Here is a 16,210-nt window from a genome sequence, read left to right as displayed (position 1 = left end):
CTGCCAGATGATGATCCGGCTATGTACGCTGAGCAATTGTTGAAAGAGGCCAGAGCGACACGACGACTACCGTGTTCAGATATTTGTCTTTCGTCCTGTGGGTCACAAGGTACTGACAACTAGGAAGTTAAGAGCTACCGCCCCTCATTTTTATCATCAAGGAAGAAAATGAAATACTCATTGCTTGAAGGCGCTCGTGTAGAGGCCACTCCAAAAGCACGTGGTGTTTGCAGTTTTTGTGGTTCCCAGACTGTCGCTAAATGCGGGAACCATGTCGTCTGGCATTGGGCTCATAAACGTTTGGACAATTGCGATCCGTGGTGGGAAACGGAAACGGCATGGCATCGCGATTGGAAGAATATGTTCCCAACCGAGTGGCAGGAAGTTGTGTTGCAAGCGTCCTCAGGGGAGAGACATATAGCAGATGTCCGAACGCCTTCAGGGATGGTTATTGAGTTTCAGAGATCGACGATACATCCTGAAGAGGTAATCGCGAGGCAAAACTACTATCAAAATATGATCTGGGTGATCGATGGCACGCGGACTGAGTTCGACAGGTACAACTTCAGAATGGGTTTGTCGAAAGTGTCGGAGAATGGACTGGCTTCATTTAGCTGGCATTCCCGCAGCAAGCTTTTTGCTCGCTGGTGGGTTTCCAAACCCGTGTTCATCGACTTCGGCCCCGATTTCGGTATATGGCGCGTCTTAAGATTCGATCCGACTCAAAAACGTGGAGTGGTGGCTTACACTCACAAGGAAAAGCTGGTCGAATGGATCACCAACGGCACCACCGATTTTAGCTTCAATGGAGGCCCGGCCTCTGATAAATCCGGTACGGCGGGTCAATAAAAACCGACCAAGTGTCTAGCGGGCATCTCTGTCCTTCGGGCTTCTTGCTGTTCTAGCTTGCAAATCAAACACCTTGAGACTACTTAGGGACGGGACGCTCATAAGGTGCTCTCAGGGTATGCCTATACCCGCAAGACACTTGCTGACTCATCATCGAGCTATGCTGGGTCGACATCAAGGAGTCCATGTAGATGCCCAGTGAATACTCGCTATCAGATGTGCTGGAAAGGATGTACCAAAATCAGCTCGCCCTTGAAGCTGCTCTCATGGAGCTGACCCTCCAGGTCGAAGCCCAGGGGCATGCGGAGGTCGGGGACAACGTTCGTGGCGCGCTCTACACAATTGGTGAGAACGCTGGTCATATCAAACAGGGTCTAGCCCGGCTCAAAAAGCTCCCATGAGGCAGCCACTGTTCGATTTTGATCTCAAACGCGTTTCCCGCACGCACTACATCACTGGCAAGGCCGCGATCAACTTTCCGCACGCTGGAAGCACTACAGGTGGGTGGCATTTTCTGTCCTACTTTGACCGAGAAGCAGGGGCGGCGAAGGTGTCCCTGGCAGGTATTCACTATCCAGACACCACCGGTTTTTTTGATCACGCGGGCGTCATTGACGTCACTGAACAACTAGCCAAGCTTGGTTGGTTTGCAGAGGGGCGACGACTCTTCATGGCGGATCACTACCGAGCAGCAGCGGACATGGTTGTGAAATGGGCCCTGAGTGAGTCCAGGCACTGCAATGTCGAGGTCGCTGAATGGTTTTCATCACCAGAGTGCAGGCAAGAGCTACTCATGCTTTTAGATTTAGGAAAACCGAAGCTTCTCGAAATGGGCAGACTGCAAAAAATGGAAGCCTGGCTAATCTCGCACTGATGTCAGCGCCGCCCTTATTTTCTAGCCGTATTCAGCTCCCGACACAGCCGGGAATGCCGCCTCGAATTTCGTCACTTAGTCTCAAGTGCTGCCTGGACAAACCGTCCAGAATCCCCAGAATCTGATCGTCATTGAGCGCAAATTTGGGCACAAACTCCATGCCGACCGGCAAGCTATCGTGAGGACACATCAGTGCTCCCTTACCCTCACCGAACTGCTGGCTGATGAAGGTTTTGAGGTTGCTTGGCGTTTTAGTGGCGTAGGCGCTTCGGAAGATCGACAGGTCGCAGAGGACACCTGCGAGCATTACCCAGGCGTGACCGTCCCACTTGGCGTCCACAAACTCTCCCTCGTAGGTTGCCCCTGGAATGTTCCCCCTGCATTCGAAAGCATACTGGCCGTTAATCAGCAGGTCTCCCAGGACGACAACTGCGGGTATCCCTTGAGATTTGAGAATTGCAGTGAAGCCAGCACTGACCATGACGCAAGAACCAAATGATGGAGGGATCGATTCGAGCGTTTGCCTAGCGGCACTAACGATCACATCAGGATCGGTAATTTGAAACTCCGCGTAATCGGTATAAGCCTGCGCGCCTCGGTCGCGGATGATAATGTCTACTAGAGTTGAAGGCACAAAGAGTCCTTGAGTATTTGACACCGGCTTGAAGGTATCTTTCATTGGGTTTTGGCAAAACTAGCCTTGCTGATTGCTTCAGCACAGGCGGAAAAATCTATGATGCTGACGACAGGCCGGAATTGCGACGGCGCTAATACCTGTAATCAACCCATAGATTGATACGATGCTTCACTGAGCGACTGCCAGCGCAGCACTCTCATCCTGATGTTGCACTGGGTTTGACGTATTTAAATCGAGCGTTGCCTGTTCTTGGATCGATAACACCTTAGCGAGCAACGTGTCGGTTGGCAGGTTGTCATATCGTTCCTCCAGCGTCTTACGCAAGCGCATCAGTCGCAGGTTAGCCGTGCCCACAAGTGCCCCATAAGTCGTTGCTCTGACTTGACCATATTTGCGCGAGTCATCACCTACAGTTTTCTCGGTACCCACTCCCGATGCAATTGACTGTCCGACCACCCAGGCCGTGACAAAGGGCGCGCCATTTACATATCCAGAATTAGCAATATCCTGCACATAACCGTCGGCCTGATTGACCTCGTCCCGCTTGATTTTGAATCCCCCTCTCTTCAGCTCGATCAGAAGGATGTTCTGCATCTGCGCGATGGTCGGGTCTTGCGGATCAAATCGCTCTATACCCACCAGCTGCACCATGCTGCGATCAGGCAAGACAACAACGTCTGGGCGTTTTTTCTCGTTCTGAAACGATGCGTCCCCGTCGCCCCATAGCTGTTTGGCTACGCTTCGCAATGTGGTGTTCGAACAGTATTCCACTGATTCGAACTCCGGGCCGAAAAGCCAGCGGGATCGCAGGATCAGTGGGTGGAGGGTGTGGAGCTCATCTGTGTTCGGATCCTCTGCCAGCCTAGCAATGGCCTCTATGACGCTCAGTCTGTCATCTATCTCATCCAACACGCGAAGTGCGTCTTTGACAGACCAATCAGCCAACAACGTATCGAGTCCCTCAACATCCTTTGTATCTAGGTTGGCGAGTTTATGAAGGAGCGCAGCCCCACTCTTGGACTTTTCCAGATTGATCACCGCTTTGACTGCTGTCGCCAAAAACTCCGGAGATACCATCGGATGCGCCTGAGCAACAGCTTTGGTAAATTCAGTGACTTCGAGCTGCGCCCCCTGGCCCAACGACTTGAGTTCAGCACGATTCTGGACAAGAGCGTCTTCTGAAGTGGACTCGACAACTTCTGCTGCTAACTCATCAGCAACCTGACTGATGTGGTCGGCTGTAGCCTGATACAACTCTTTTACTGCTGGCGTTGTACGAAATCCTGTCCAGTCCGCAAGTACGTGATCCTCGAAACCCAAAGTGTCGACGATGATCTTGTACCGTTTGGCGAATCGAGTTCGGCCATCGAAATTTGCTACCTGACCGATAGCCCATGTTGGATCACCGACAAGTCGATGATCTACCCAAAACGCAACGCCTTGATGAATCGATGAGTGATTCTGCTGAGTAGAATCAATAACGATCACCTTCGCCGTCCGCCCCTCACTGAGGGTCAGCGTGTGCGACCTGGCGTGCTGCTCAAGCTTTGCTAACGTCAGGGGGGTTCCATTAACTCGGATCTGAAATCCAGGATCGTGGATGAAGCGTGCTGCAAGAACGGTGATGATTTCTTCAAGGTCGGGCATTTTGCGATTGACTACAACCGACAACCTAGTGCCTTCACCCTCTCGCTCACTGAACTCTTCAGAGCGAACCACAAATGGACTCGGCCCTGATTCCGTACCCACGACAAATGTGCTGAGTATCCCATCTCGCCATGTTTCTACACGGTACTCATCCGCGAAACAGAGAAGTCCGTGGCGACCGACACCATTTCGGCCATAAGCTTTTCTGGCTTTACCATCCTTCCCTTTAGGAAACTCCACTTTCCAGCTTTGATGCTTCAGTCGGTTGTAGCGAAGCGTCATCCAACGCCGACTAAACTGTTTGGGCGTCATGCCATGACCATCGTCGATCACAGTCAAGGTGCCACCCAGTTCAGATGGAAGAAACAGTTCAACTAGACTTGCGCCTGCATCCCAAGCGTTCGCGACCAGCTCAGTAAGCGCCACCTGCGGTACATGGGCCACAGGCCCAAGCTCACGTAGAAGATAGTCCTCTTCAAACAAAGACAAACGACTAGATTCGTCGGACATGGACTTCCTCCTGGAAATTGCATAGCGCGGTTTGGGCTGGTAAGCGCAGTTTGTGCTGCTGATGCTACCTCAACGAATGGTGAGATGGGGAAGACTCGCACCCTCAGCGATCCAACTAACAATCCGGCGATTCAAGCTCCAATAAAGCGATATAGATGTGGACTCGAGAAGTGGAGCGCCTTGAAAACCGACTATGATGTCTCGGTGCATTGCCTAACAGGACGTCAAACAGCGCATGAATCTCCAGGCCCTTGGTGACAAGCTTCAACGCTACCGTATTCAGCTTCAGCGAACCGTTGACGAAGTCGCAGCTTTCACAGCAATCAACGTTGAGCGCCTGAGTAGTATCGAGAAAGGTGCGTTGGAGCCTACCGGAGACGAGGTGCTCATCCTTGCCGACTACTATCGATGCGACTTCAAATTCTTTATTTCAAACGAGCAGGTCGCCCCATTTGAGCAAACTGAAACGCTCTACCGGGCGCATGGCCGTGAGTTCTCGAAGGAAGATCGCTCTGCCATTCAAGAGTTTCTGTACATCTGCGAAACCGAAGAATTTTTAACCCAAGAACTCCGTGGTGCTGTCAGTACCTTTGCCTACACCCCACGGGGTAACTACTTCCTATCTCATGCCGAGGGCGCGGCAAAGGCATTTCGCCGGCAAATGGGTCATACAGACCGAGAGGTGCCCCGAGACATCTACTCCGAGTTTCGCTCAGTCGGTGTGCATGTGTTCCGGCGAAAGCTAGACAACTCCAAAATCTCAGGCCTCTTTGTGATGCACCCCGTCGCCGGCAAATGCATTTTAGTTAACTACACCGAGGACGTTTACCGACAGCGATTCAGTGCAGCGCACGAGATGGCTCACTGCATTTTTGATAGTGAAGAAGGAGCAAGCGTAACCATCCCGGGAGACAAAGACATCCGGGAGGTGCGGGCGAATAGGTTCGCCTCCTGTTACCTCATGCCTCCAGAAACGCTCAGCTTGCTTCCTGACCCAACTACTTGGTCTGAAGAGGAAGCTCAAGGATGGGCTAATAAGTTTCGAGTGAGCTGTGACGCCTTGGGTATAGCCTTGAAGGCCGCGAAGCGAGCCGACATTGATACCAGTCGACGAATCCGAGGTTACCGTGTTACTCGACAAGCCAAGATAGACCCCGAACTACCTGAGAGCCTCACCCTCCAGCAACGCGCGAGAAAAGTCGCTCTGCTCGAACGCGGTCTGTCCGACCATTACGTGAAGCTTTGCCTGGACGCACATAGCCAAGGCATCATCAGCCTCGGCAGGCTGGCCGAAGCTCTTCTCTGCGGCTATGGCGAACTGGCAGCACTTGCCTCTCTATATGGAAGGACAATACATGGCTATTGATCCATCGAAATTCCACAAGATCAATGTGGCCGACACCTGCTCGGTGTGGAACATTTTGTCTTCGCGCCGACTGTATGCGGCAGCTCAAGAAGCCAAGTGTGAGTTCTGCATGACTGGATTCGTCCTATACGAATGCCTGGTCAAGCCCCGCACAGCCGCCACCGAAGCAGACCTCGAGTTGAGAGAGCGCCTCAAGCAAGAGCAGACCAAGGGCAAATTCGCGTCCCATTCCTGCAGCATTGACGATCTCCAAGCCATCGCAGCCCTTGAAAGCCGAAAAAAACTCGGAAAAGGCGAGCTGTCGTCAATCGCCTTCGCAAGCAGAATCCGCCAAGCCTTCATCACTGATGATCGCAAGGCCAGAGCTCTCTCAGAAAGTGTTGCTCAAGCGATAACCCAGACAACGCCACACATGCATTCCTGGCTCATTTTCACCAATGTTCTTACAGATGCAGATCACCAGGTGGTTTTATCTCAACATATCGAAATGGGTGGCTCGCTGGCTACGCATCTGGAGACAGCTTACGGTATGGCGCTGCAGTGCCGGCTGAACATCCATGCTTCCAACAAGACACCAGATTTCGATGCCTTGCTTTGAAAAAGGCATACCGCAGAATGAGGGCGTTGAGGGCTGCGCCACTACTGCAGTAAGTGCGGGGAAAGATGGTGTTGGCCGTCTGACAATCGCAGAAACTGGCGAAGACTCGCACGCCCATTACCGTGCTGAAACGTCGCGATCACGTAGCGTGAATTCTCTGTGGTAAGTACCCAAAATCGGCCCTCGCGCTCCGCCTTAATCACGTCAGAAGTCCGGATCAGGTGACCGTCGCCGAACCGTCCATATTGGTCTTTGCGGTTGTGACCAAACACGACGCCTAATCCAGCACGAGCCTTTATGGATACTCCGCAGAGATAGGCTGTTATCGGTTTGTCGAAGCCTTGCGCCTGTGCTTTTAGGATTCGTGCAAGATCGAAATCTGTATGTCGTTTTCCATGAAGATTCACATCCACAGTGTTCAGCATAATTGCGCTCCTTTCGCAGCCAGTATGGCGTTACCAGGAAAACCACACGCAACCAACTGTGCTGGTATCGTGCAGGAATCTTGGTAAATCTCAGGCTGTACGAATCATGTTTGCGTGATAGATCGGACGAAGGTTGCTCAGCACATCAGTGTTGAAGCCAGGTTGGTGAGAGCTGTGGTATTTGGAGCCGGTCTCCACCTCTAGCAGGCACACAACACACTCGTTTTGGTCTTCACCAAGCGTCACTTTGGTCAGTTTCTCCATGCGCCAAACTCCCGTGCCATTCATGTGGGCAGGTGTGACTACTTGCACCTCTGTGATGATCGTCTCCGCGTCCTGGGAAATCAGCAGTTGCTGAAGCCGTGGTTCGCTGTCGATCATCAGAACCGCCTCTGAAATTCTGTCCTCGTACTTGGCCTGGACAGTTACGTGATACCAGTGATTACGAAGCACTTTGGATACCTGATGCCATTGGTACTGACCTTCACCAAACATACCTGGTAGACCGAGCATGTCGGCGTCGTGTGTTCTAAACATCGTATGTCCTTGGCCTGAACGGGCTCCGATATAGAGCGCAGTTAAAAGAGGGAGAAAACGTCTTTCAGGCTCGCGAGCTGTTCATGACCAGGGCCAATCAACACGTAAATAGAGTTTCTGGTCTCGAACGCAACACCGTCGTGGAGACCTGTGCACATGCTTGAACGAACCCAATCGCCGCGTTCGAAACGACCTTGGCTGTCCTCTGCCACGTTGTGAGCAAACAGGATCATCGGGAGCTGGCCCGCTGCTTGGCATTTGAAGAGTTCGTCGCGGGTGACTTCAATGCGAAATATTGTCCAGTCTCGAACCAAGCAGTAAGGCTTTTCGGGAAAACGTTGGTTCGCCAGCGCTCGTGCATCAGAGCTGCTCGACAGGCCTTCCAGTGGTGTACGTGGCCCCTTCATAAAGTCGGGTTCTACGACGCTAGCCATAAGGCTTCCCCTCAGTAATTACCATCAAATTGACAATTCAACTCTCTCTGCCCGCCGTTCACGATGGCTTGGCTGATCCACGACAGGGCTGCTTTTTCGTGGCCGTGGCGCATGGGTAAAGCTATTAAACCTCTAGATAAGCCCCAAGGCAATCATAACGAACCTGATTGGGCGTGTTATGAAGCGACTGGGTGTGGCTTTATCCTCAGATTTGGTTGGGGAAAATACCGATGGATGCGGCAGAAGCACTGGCTGTCGTGGTTCGTGGAATTCGCAGAGGCCAAGGTCTGTCCCAAGAGGACATCAACAATCTTGGGCGCTCTCATTTCAGCCGTATAGAGCGCGGAGAAGTCAGTATTGGACTCGACGTCCTGGTGAGGCTCGCCGGGATCCTAGACCTCGATCCGGCTACGCTCCTGCTGATGGCGACCTCCATGCAAAATCACGAGTCATTCAAGGACGGTCAGAAACGTCTTACGAAGCAACTCGCAAGAATTAGGAAGGCAGGGATCGATCTTGAGATTGAGTCGCAGGCTCGAACTGGAAAGCCACGTCCTGGGCGGCCAGCTCGTCCTGATGCGGCTAGAAATACCATTGAGGCCAATCGATTGAAGCAGTGGGGAATTTCTGTTGCTGAGATCGCGGAAAGGTTGGGGCTTTCTGAAGCGACTGTTCGTAGGTATTTGAAAACAACCAAGCCCGAACAGCCGTGACTTCTGGATGACCAGCACCAGGCTGAAAATGTCCCAAGAAGGTTTGCTGTGGAAGAGTGCTCTGCAACACCTTGGCCCGTAGGGCTTCATCACATCGTTGTCGAACTATGGACAAAGGCAGAGCCGCGAGCACGCGCAACCGTCGAGTACCTGGAAAGTCTTCACATTAGCAATGACGTGCTGAATATACTGAGAATTGCCCAAGCATCTGTCGGTGCGGTAGTACCTTACAGGCCACTAGAGCCAGACAGGATCGCGATCTATTCGGCTCACGCGGAGCATCTCGCCGACAAGTTGTTGAAGGCCATGCCAGTCGAAAAGCTGCCGCCCAGCTTGAAGGGGGCCAGGCTCGAGGTCGATCTAGGAATGTAGGTCGAGCAACGGGTGATTCATACATACTTCCAGAGGACACGCTGGAGCAGCCATCCTAGTAGAATTCGTCGAGCTGATTACGGCCCCCTTTGAGATGTTCTATGAACTCTGAATTAACTGAAGAAGAAATGCGTCGTGCGTTATTCGGTACGCCTCAGTCCGAGGAGCAGATGTCTGCTCCTGTAGTAGAGGAGCCAGTGGAAGAAGTTGTGCTCGCGAAACCGGTGGTCGCTCCAGCAGCCAAGAAGAAAGTAGCGAAAGCATTCACGCCCAGGTTGAGGGTCACGTTACGCGTTGGAAACGAGTTTGAAGGGAAAATGGTCGAGTTGATTCACGAGGCTGATACGTTGAGCTCATTGCTTGCTGAGCAGGAGGCTGTGAAGGCTGCTAGGAAGAAGTACAAGTACGTGGAAGTGGTATCGGTTAAATCCATGTAAATGCGCCAAATGACCTAATCGTGCAAAGGGTCGGCCCGTACATGGATCATTGATCAAACATCTTGCATGGCTAAAGGGCCTTCAGATCGCTTACATGCAACTGCTCTTGATGCCTCTTGATGCCATTGGCGCTGATGCTATAGGATCAGATCAGGAGATGGCATTCCTCCTTTAACCGCCTTCGTGCTGATGATGCCTACGTGAACCCTGGACAGGGTGCGTAGGTGCGTCTCCCTGTCCTCCATTTTAGGACAGGCTATGATCTTACCCTCCGAGTTTCCCTTTTCTTTCAGCGCGAGCCGCTTGCGAGTTAGTCCACTCAGGTCTGATGAGGTGGGCTCGCCATGCTGAAGTCATTAATGGTCATCGCCGTTGGCGCTTCACTTGGAGCCTGGTTGCGCTGGATATTGGGCATGAAACTGAATGCTCTGTTTCCTACGATTCCTCCAGGTACTGTGGTCGCGAACATGGTTGGGGGCTACATCATCGGCCTGGCCATCGCCTTCTTGGCCGCTTCCCCTACCCTTAGTCCAGAGTGGCGTCTCCTGATCATCACGGGCTTCTGTGGTGGGCTTACTACCTTCTCTACATTTTCAGCCGAAACGGTTGCCTTGATTCAGGAGGGCAGACTGGTATGGGCGCTTGGCTCAATTTCGTTGCACGTTGCAGGCTCGTTAGCGATGACCGCTGCCGGGCTTCTGTCCTACCAAATGATTGGTACTCGCTGAGGAGATAGAAATGAAAGGCTATATGGTCGTTTTCTTCACCCAACAAAACCGTCGTTATCAGGGAAAGATGCTAGGCGAATGGATCGTCGACGTGGCTAAAGAAATGGGGTTGCGAGGCGCCACGCTCTGCACCGGAATCGAAGGGTTTGGGCACACAGGAAAACTGCATTCATCGCACTTTTTTGAGCTGGCGGATCAACCCACGGAGATTCGCTTTGCAATCACGGAAGATGAGGCAAAACGATTGTTCAAACGATTGGACTCTGAGGAAATATCGGTGTTTTTCACGAAGACGCCAATCGAGATGGGCACCCTTGGAAAAACACCTTCCAGCTCAACACCCTCCACAACTTCGGAGCTATGAACATGAGCTACGCGGACATCCCAGCTGGCAACGCCATCCCCGATGACTTTTTCACCGTTATCGAGATTCCTGCAAACCACTTGCCGATTAAGTACGAAGTGGACAAGCCGAGCGGACAAATTTTTGTTGACCGCTTCCTCAGCACGCCGATGTTCTACCCGGCCAACTACGGGTTTATCCCGAACACGCTGAGCGACGATGGCGATCCGCTGGACGTCCTGGTGGTTTGCCTATATCCCGTCTCACCTGGAGTTGTCATCCGCAGTCGCCCGGTTGGTGTGATCTACATGACGGATGAAGCTGGTGCGGATGCCAAGGTGATCGCAGTGCCTCATGAAAAACTTAGTTCAATGTACACCGACGTGAAAGAGTGCTCAGACCTCCCTGCGTTACTCCTCGCACAGATCCAGCACTTCTTCGAAAACTACAAAGCATTGGAGCCGGGTAAGTGGGTGAAGATGGGGCGTTGGGGGAGCGCGGATGAGGCGCGGGAAGAGATTCGCAAGTCGGTAGCGGCGTATATCCCCAAATAGGCTTACTCCAGATTCAAATGCCACTGTCGTAGGATCGCGCTGAGGTGCGTGCATTTATGCTGGGCCTCAGTTGCTTCAATCATCAAATATCCGAGGAGCCACACGCCTGTAAAGAAGGATCGATGCTCGCTCGCCTAGTGAGGCTATGTGCTTGGAGCGCGCTCCTACGTTTCATGAGCGAGCCCGTGCCTGGGAACACACTGAAGGCTGATTAAGGCTCGGTGTAAATCGTTACAGGCTATGTGCCCTGCCGCGCTGGTAAACCTCGGATGTTAAAATAATCGCTTTGGATCAAAGCGCAAGGACACTGATGACTCATAGTAGAGCTCCCGCAGAAACCCCTAGAGCAGCCGCGATTCTGGCTCGCTTCCTATCGTCGGAATCCGCTGGCGGTCTTGTACTGATGGGCGCAGCACTCGCGGCCCTAATCGTGGCGAACTCGCCTCTCTCGCAAGGTTATTTTGCCGCCTTGCACAGTGTCTGGTTGGGCATGTCTGTGGAGCATTGGGTCAATGATGGCCTCATGGCCATCTTCTTCCTGATGGTCGGCCTAGAGATCAAAAGAGAGGTTCTGGCAGGTGGGCTTTCTACTTGGGGCCAGCGCGCCCTGCCGGGGTTTGGTGCTTTAGGTGGCATGGTTGTGCCTGCGCTGATCTACATCGCAATCAACTGGGGTAATTCTGAGACTTTGAAGGGGTGGGCTATCCCAGCCGCTACCGACATCGCATTCGCCTTGGGCGTCTTGTCGTTGCTGGGGAGGCGAGTCCCTACGTCGCTGAAGGTCTTCCTCGCCGCCTTGGCGATCATTGACGACCTGGGTGCTGTAGTCATCATTGCCTTTTTCTACACCTCTGGTCTTTCCATGCCGATGTTGCTGGCATCGCTTGCAACCTTGGCCATTCTGATCGCAATGAATCGATTGGGCGTCAGACGATTGTTCCCGTATCTGCTGGTAGGTGGTGTGCTGTGGTTCTTCGTGCTGCAATCGGGAGTGCACGCCACCCTTGCGGGTGTCGCTGTAGCGCTGTGCGTTCCAATGGGTAAGCCTGAAGAGGAAGCCCGGTCTCCACTGCTGTTCCTAGAAGAAAAGCTGCATATGTGGGTAGCGTTCGCTGTGGTGCCGATTTTTGGCTTCGCCAATGCGGGTGTTTCATTGGCCGGTATTTCGATGGAAAACCTAGTCGATCCGGTTCCGCTGGGTGTTGCGCTCGGCTTGTTGGTGGGCAAGCAGATTGGCATCTTCCTATTGGCTGCTCTGGCCATTCGTATGGGCTTGGCCAAACTGCCGGAAGGCAGCAATTGGGCACAGCTTTACGGCGTTGCGCTCTTGTGTGGCATCGGCTTCACCATGAGCCTGTTCATCGGAAACCTGGCGTTTGCTGGATCAGCTCACCTGATCGATGAGGTAAAAGTCGGCGTGTTGATTGGTTCGACCCTGGCTGCAATCGGTGGAGTCCTGATTTTGCGACGCAGCGCTGCGCCCGCCATTGTCGCCGCCACGGTTTCTAAATAAGCGTAAGCGAGCCGGCCACGGAGTTTCTCCCTGACAGAAATCCTGTGGCCGGAACATCGTCTCGCGAAGCGAGGTCATCGTGCTTTACGCCACAAGTTGCTGAAATATCCCCTCAAAGGCTGATTGGCGGCATCAACTCGGACGCGATTTTTTTCAGCATGAACGTTTCGCGCTGAATGAACTGCCCCATCGATGACTCCTGACGCTGCATCACGGCTTCATTATGCGTTATGGCTTCATGCAGGTTGATCTAGACAGGCCGCATACCATTAGCGATTTCGTGGCTTTCCATTCTTACGGGCGCTAGCTGGGGCGCGACTTCGCATTGATAAAAATGCGAGGTCATGTGCATCAGATCGTACTGTGGCTTCCAATAGGGCCGGTACTCCTCGATGTAACCGTAGTGCTGGAGCACCTGTATTTCACGGGCACCAGTCTCTTCCTCAAGCTCACGCTTCAAGCCTGTGACAATGCTCTCGTCACCATCAAGACCGCCTCCAGGAAAGCTGAAGTCGTTATAGCGCTCGGTGAACAGCAACAGGATCTGTTCATCCCGCATCACGATGCCGCGTGCTGCATGTCGACGGAATACTCTGCCCTGTTTGGATTTCAGCTCGGGGTGAACAATTTCAGTTATGAGTTGCATGTAGTTTCGTTACCGCAAGATCAGTTAGTCATCGTCCAGGGTGGCCACGGCATTTCCGCAATTCTGGAAATACTGTGGCCAGTGGCACTGGCTCAGCGAAGCAGCAATACGGGTAAAGTGGATGTCCGCAGCATCGTCGTGGTCGTGCTGCCTACAAGAAACTGCCTGATGCGTGAGTGCCCGTACGCACCCATGACCAGGAGGTCAATGCCATGCTCTGCCTGATACGCATGCAGTACCGACTCTACTTCGCCTGGGTGGATCTCGGCATGCACTAGCAGGCCAGAAGAGGCAAGTGTGGCTCGTGCTTTCTCCAGCTCGTTTTGATTTTCTTCAGAGTCCGTACCAACCATGACGATATGAATTGGCAGGCCCTCGCATAGCGGGCTTGAAGCAAGCATCTGTACGGTCTTGTGGCCTGCAGCGCTGCCGTCAAATGCCACCATGACCGTTTCAGGTTTTCTGAAATGGCTGGTTGTAATCAGGATGGGGCGGTGGATAGTTCGGACTACCGCTTCAATCTGGCTGCCAAGACTTTGGGCACTGCGCGCGCTGTCCTCACCGACTCTTCCAATCACCAGCAATCGAATGTCGTCTTGGAGATCGCTCAGGCTCTCGACGAGATGGCCGTGGCGCTGCTTCAGATCAGGTGACATGGCGCCAGAGATGACTGTTCGCTCGCGAGCTTTTTCAAGCATGTGCTGCCCATGCTCCAAGGCCAGTTTTGCACGCTGCGCATCCAGCGTGGCCAACTCCTCCAGTAGATGTTCTCTGCTACCGAGACCGATATTGCCGCTGAGGTCAGTGGATGCAGGATATTTCTCCTTATCCAGCACATGAAGCAAGGTCAGGGGAGCGCTGAGTCGTTGCGAGGCCCATGCTGCGTAATCGCAGACCGCCAGTGAGGATTGTGAGTTATCAATGCACGCCATTACGTGGGTCATTGTTGTTCTCCTTAGTGGCTCATGAGCTTGTCGATGGCACCGGGTTTGTCATGAACGCCGAAGCGGTCAACGATTGTTGCGCTGGCATCATTGAGACCTAGCACTTCAACCTCAGCCCCTTCACGTCGGAACTTGATCACGACCTTATCTAGGGCTGCGACGGCGGTGATATCCCAGAAATGCGCCTGTGTGAGATCGATGGTGACTTTGTTGAGAGCTTCCTTGAAGTCAAAAACTTCAGTGAACTTGTCCGCAGAGCTAAAGAACACCTGGCCCACGACGTGGTAAGTCCGATGCGATTCCGTCTCTTCCAGAGTGCTCTTGATATCCAGGTAGTGCCCAACCTTATTGGCAAAAAACAGCGAAGCTAGCAGCACACCTACCAGTACGCCGTAGGCCAGGTTGTGAGTAGCCACGACGACCACGACGGTCGCCACCATGACAAGGTTGGTCGACAGCGGATGCTCTTTCAGATTACGCAAAGAATCCCAGCTAAAGGTGCCGATGGACACCATGATCATCACAGCCACGAGTGCCGCCATAGGGATTTTGGAGAGCCATTCGCCAAGAAATACCACCATCAGCAGCAGGAAAACGCCGGCACACAATGTCGAGAGACGGGTGCGGCCACCAGATTTCACGTTGATGATCGACTGGCCGATCATGGCGCAACCTGCCATGCCGCCAAGCATGCCGGCAGCGATGTTGGCCACACCCTGGCCTTTGCACTCGCGGTTTTTGTTGCTGGTGGTATCGGTAAGGTCGTCGACGATGGTCGCGGTCATCATTGACTCGAGTAGACCCACTACGGCCAAGGCAGCCGAGTACGGGAAAATGATGCGCAGGGTTTCAAAGTTCAGCGGCACTTCGGGCCAAAGGAAAATCGGCAACGTATCCGGCAGTTGGCCCATGTCACCGACGGTGCGGATATCCAAACCGAGGTAAATGACGACGGCAGTCAGCGTCAGGATGCACACCAACGGTGACGGAATCAGCTTGCCGATCTTCGGTACGTATGGGAACAGGTAGATGATCCCGAGGCCCGCTGCCGTCATGGCGTAGACGCGCCAGGTGACATTCGTAAGTTCCGGCAACTGCGCCATGAAAATCAGGATCGCCAATGCGTTTACGAAACCGGTGACTACCGACCGTGAAACGAACCGCATCAACGAGCCAAGCTTCAGGTAGCCGGCAAGGATTTGAAGTACGCCACATAGAAGGGTCGCGGCCAGCAAATACTGAAGTCCGTGCTCTTTAACCAACGTAACCATGAGCAGTGCCATGGCGCCGGTAGCCGCCGAGATCATTCCGGGGCGCCCACCGACAAAGGCGATGACAGCACAGATACAGAATGAGGCGTAGAGACCGACTTTGGGGTCTACACCGGCGATGATGGAAAAGGCAATTGCTTCAGGGATAAGCGCGAGTGCGACCACTAACCCCGCGAGCACGTCGCCACGGACATTGGAAAACCACGTTTGTCTAAGTTTTTGCAGCATAGAAAATATCCAAGGCAAAGCATCGCGCACGCCAAGGGAACGGCGAGCGAATCGATACAAATTCAAATTTTGAGGATTTTTTGCTGTGTGCTTAAGGTGTAAAACCAGGCGTACAGCAGTGCGCACCCGCGAGCGAGGCTAGCGGAAGCAGGATGTTGCGAGGGGGCGTAGCGCTAAGGCGGCGTAGGCTGCCAGTAGATCGTTTGGAGTACAGTCATGCGAGTGTTCCTGTAGCTCAAGGGTATGCAGAGCAGGCAGTATACAGTAAATCCACCCTTGATCGCGACCCAGTGTCAAGCTCCACGAACATTTAATGCTAAAAGAGAGGTAGCTGAAGAGTTGGTTTTTGAGCAACGTCTAATTTGCAAGTATGGCTCTGTTACGGGTGGCAACGGTGAAAGCGGTAAGCATCTCGCGAGACCCGCTTAGAGCTCGAACTGGTTTTCGCTGAGTTGGTACATCATTATGAAACCAAGTTCTGATCCACTCGCAGGGCTAGCCGCGTATGCCTAAGGAAGGCCATCGGTTAGCCTATATACCGTTGGCTCCAAAGTATTTGGTTTTGTGCAGCAGTCATTTTGGGA

The 16,210-nt window shown here is 53.1% G+C and carries 18 protein-coding genes, 1 pseudogene and 1 riboswitch; of the genes and pseudogenes, 11 read left to right on the top strand and 8 right to left on the bottom strand.

Annotated elements, in window-relative coordinates:
• The first annotated feature begins 168 nt into the window (after positions 1 to 168).
• The 3 genes from KFS80_RS13660 to KFS80_RS13650 all read left to right on the top strand — a co-directional run bounded on the left by KFS80_RS13660 (position 169) and on the right by KFS80_RS13650 (position 1,723).
• The gene (locus tag KFS80_RS13660; RefSeq protein WP_033898335.1) at positions 169 to 849 is read left to right on the top strand and encodes a competence protein CoiA; all 681 of its coding nucleotides are present in this window, start codon (positions 169 to 171) and stop codon (positions 847 to 849) included.
• Positions 850 to 1,040: 191 nt separating this feature from the next.
• Positions 1,041 to 1,250 (top strand): hypothetical protein, encoded by a 210-nt coding sequence (locus tag KFS80_RS13655; RefSeq protein WP_127649286.1) that lies wholly within the window; start codon positions 1,041 to 1,043, stop codon positions 1,248 to 1,250.
• Positions 1,247 to 1,723: a hypothetical protein gene (locus KFS80_RS13650; protein ID WP_131670605.1), complete on the top strand. Its 477-nt coding sequence runs from the start codon at positions 1,247 to 1,249 to the stop codon at positions 1,721 to 1,723. Before KFS80_RS13655 ends, KFS80_RS13650 begins: the two co-directional genes overlap by 4 nt.
• A gap of 31 nt (positions 1,724 to 1,754) precedes the next feature.
• Here KFS80_RS13650 and KFS80_RS13645 read toward each other — a convergent pair whose 3' ends face one another.
• Complete coding sequence (locus KFS80_RS13645; RefSeq protein ID WP_131670604.1) at positions 1,755 to 2,402, bottom strand: transglutaminase-like domain-containing protein; 648 nt, start codon at positions 2,400 to 2,402, stop codon at positions 1,755 to 1,757.
• 126 nt (positions 2,403 to 2,528) lie between these two features.
• Complete coding sequence (locus tag KFS80_RS13640) at positions 2,529 to 4,517, bottom strand: ATP-binding protein (protein WP_131670603.1); 1,989 nt, start codon at positions 4,515 to 4,517, stop codon at positions 2,529 to 2,531.
• Between the two features lie 235 nt (positions 4,518 to 4,752).
• Between KFS80_RS13640 and KFS80_RS13635 the strand changes: the two genes are divergently transcribed.
• Positions 4,753 to 5,883, top strand: a complete 1,131-nt coding sequence (locus KFS80_RS13635; RefSeq protein WP_131670602.1) for an XRE family transcriptional regulator — start codon at positions 4,753 to 4,755, stop codon at positions 5,881 to 5,883.
• Positions 5,873 to 6,481, top strand: coding sequence for a hypothetical protein (locus KFS80_RS13630; protein ID WP_131670601.1), 609 nt, complete (start codon positions 5,873 to 5,875; stop codon positions 6,479 to 6,481). The genes KFS80_RS13635 and KFS80_RS13630 overlap by 11 nt, the downstream gene beginning before the upstream one ends.
• 41 nt (positions 6,482 to 6,522) lie before the next feature.
• Here the strand turns inward: KFS80_RS13630 and KFS80_RS13625 are convergent, their stop codons facing one another.
• From KFS80_RS13625 to KFS80_RS13615, 3 genes are all read right to left on the bottom strand, one after another.
• Positions 6,523 to 6,906 (bottom strand): hypothetical protein, encoded by a 384-nt coding sequence (locus KFS80_RS13625; protein ID WP_131670600.1) that lies wholly within the window; start codon positions 6,904 to 6,906, stop codon positions 6,523 to 6,525.
• A gap of 90 nt (positions 6,907 to 6,996) precedes the next feature.
• Positions 6,997 to 7,443: a hypothetical protein gene (locus tag KFS80_RS13620; protein WP_131670599.1), complete on the bottom strand. Its 447-nt coding sequence runs from the start codon at positions 7,441 to 7,443 to the stop codon at positions 6,997 to 6,999.
• Between the two features lie 41 nt (positions 7,444 to 7,484).
• Positions 7,485 to 7,877: a DUF6957 family protein gene (locus KFS80_RS13615; RefSeq protein WP_131670598.1), complete on the bottom strand. Its 393-nt coding sequence runs from the start codon at positions 7,875 to 7,877 to the stop codon at positions 7,485 to 7,487.
• A 230-nt stretch (positions 7,878 to 8,107) separates the two neighbouring features.
• On the opposite strand from KFS80_RS13615, the gene KFS80_RS13610 reads away from it, so the two are divergent.
• The 6 genes from KFS80_RS13610 (at position 8,108) to nhaA (ending at position 12,537) form a co-directional block, all read left to right on the top strand.
• Entirely contained in the window at positions 8,108 to 8,590 is a 483-nt protein-coding gene (locus KFS80_RS13610) for a helix-turn-helix domain-containing protein (RefSeq protein WP_131670597.1), read from the top strand.
• Positions 8,591 to 9,063: 473 nt separating this feature from the next.
• Positions 9,064 to 9,399 (top strand): hypothetical protein, encoded by a 336-nt coding sequence (locus KFS80_RS13605; protein ID WP_131670596.1) that lies wholly within the window; start codon positions 9,064 to 9,066, stop codon positions 9,397 to 9,399.
• 144 nt (positions 9,400 to 9,543) lie between these two features.
• A riboswitch (Fluoride riboswitch) is annotated at positions 9,544 to 9,605 on the top strand.
• 138 nt (positions 9,606 to 9,743) lie between these two features.
• Complete coding sequence (gene crcB / locus KFS80_RS13600) at positions 9,744 to 10,127, top strand: fluoride efflux transporter CrcB (RefSeq protein WP_017337059.1); 384 nt, start codon at positions 9,744 to 9,746, stop codon at positions 10,125 to 10,127.
• Positions 10,128 to 10,137: 10 nt separating this feature from the next.
• The gene (locus KFS80_RS13595; protein WP_131670595.1) at positions 10,138 to 10,491 is read left to right on the top strand and encodes a DUF190 domain-containing protein; all 354 of its coding nucleotides are present in this window, start codon (positions 10,138 to 10,140) and stop codon (positions 10,489 to 10,491) included.
• Positions 10,492 to 10,493: 2 nt separating this feature from the next.
• Positions 10,494 to 11,024, top strand: a complete 531-nt coding sequence (ppa, locus tag KFS80_RS13590; protein ID WP_131670594.1) for an inorganic diphosphatase — start codon at positions 10,494 to 10,496, stop codon at positions 11,022 to 11,024.
• Positions 11,025 to 11,334: 310 nt separating this feature from the next.
• Positions 11,335 to 12,537 carry a Na+/H+ antiporter NhaA gene (nhaA, locus tag KFS80_RS13585; RefSeq protein WP_106115699.1) on the top strand — a complete coding sequence of 401 codons (1,203 nt, stop codon included), beginning with the start codon at positions 11,335 to 11,337 and terminating at the stop codon, positions 12,535 to 12,537.
• Positions 12,538 to 12,649: 112 nt separating this feature from the next.
• On the opposite strand, the pseudogene KFS80_RS13580 reads toward nhaA, so the two are convergent.
• From KFS80_RS13580 to KFS80_RS13570, 3 genes and pseudogenes are all read right to left on the bottom strand, one after another.
• Positions 12,650 to 13,183: pseudogene (locus KFS80_RS13580) on the bottom strand (NUDIX hydrolase).
• A 92-nt stretch (positions 13,184 to 13,275) separates the two neighbouring features.
• On the bottom strand, positions 13,276 to 14,127 hold the full coding sequence (locus tag KFS80_RS13575) for a universal stress protein (protein WP_131670593.1): 852 nt from the start codon (positions 14,125 to 14,127) through the stop codon (positions 13,276 to 13,278).
• Positions 14,128 to 14,138: 11 nt separating this feature from the next.
• The gene (locus KFS80_RS13570) at positions 14,139 to 15,626 is read right to left on the bottom strand and encodes a SulP family inorganic anion transporter (RefSeq protein ID WP_131670592.1); all 1,488 of its coding nucleotides are present in this window, start codon (positions 15,624 to 15,626) and stop codon (positions 14,139 to 14,141) included.
• Positions 15,627 to 16,210 lie beyond the last annotated feature (584 nt).

It is taken from the genome of Pseudomonas rustica, from assembly GCF_018336155.1.
Classification (GTDB): domain Bacteria; phylum Pseudomonadota; class Gammaproteobacteria; order Pseudomonadales; family Pseudomonadaceae; genus Aquipseudomonas; species Aquipseudomonas rustica.
Note: the sequence above shows the minus strand (reverse complement) of the source record. Positions and strands in the feature narration are given on the sequence as shown.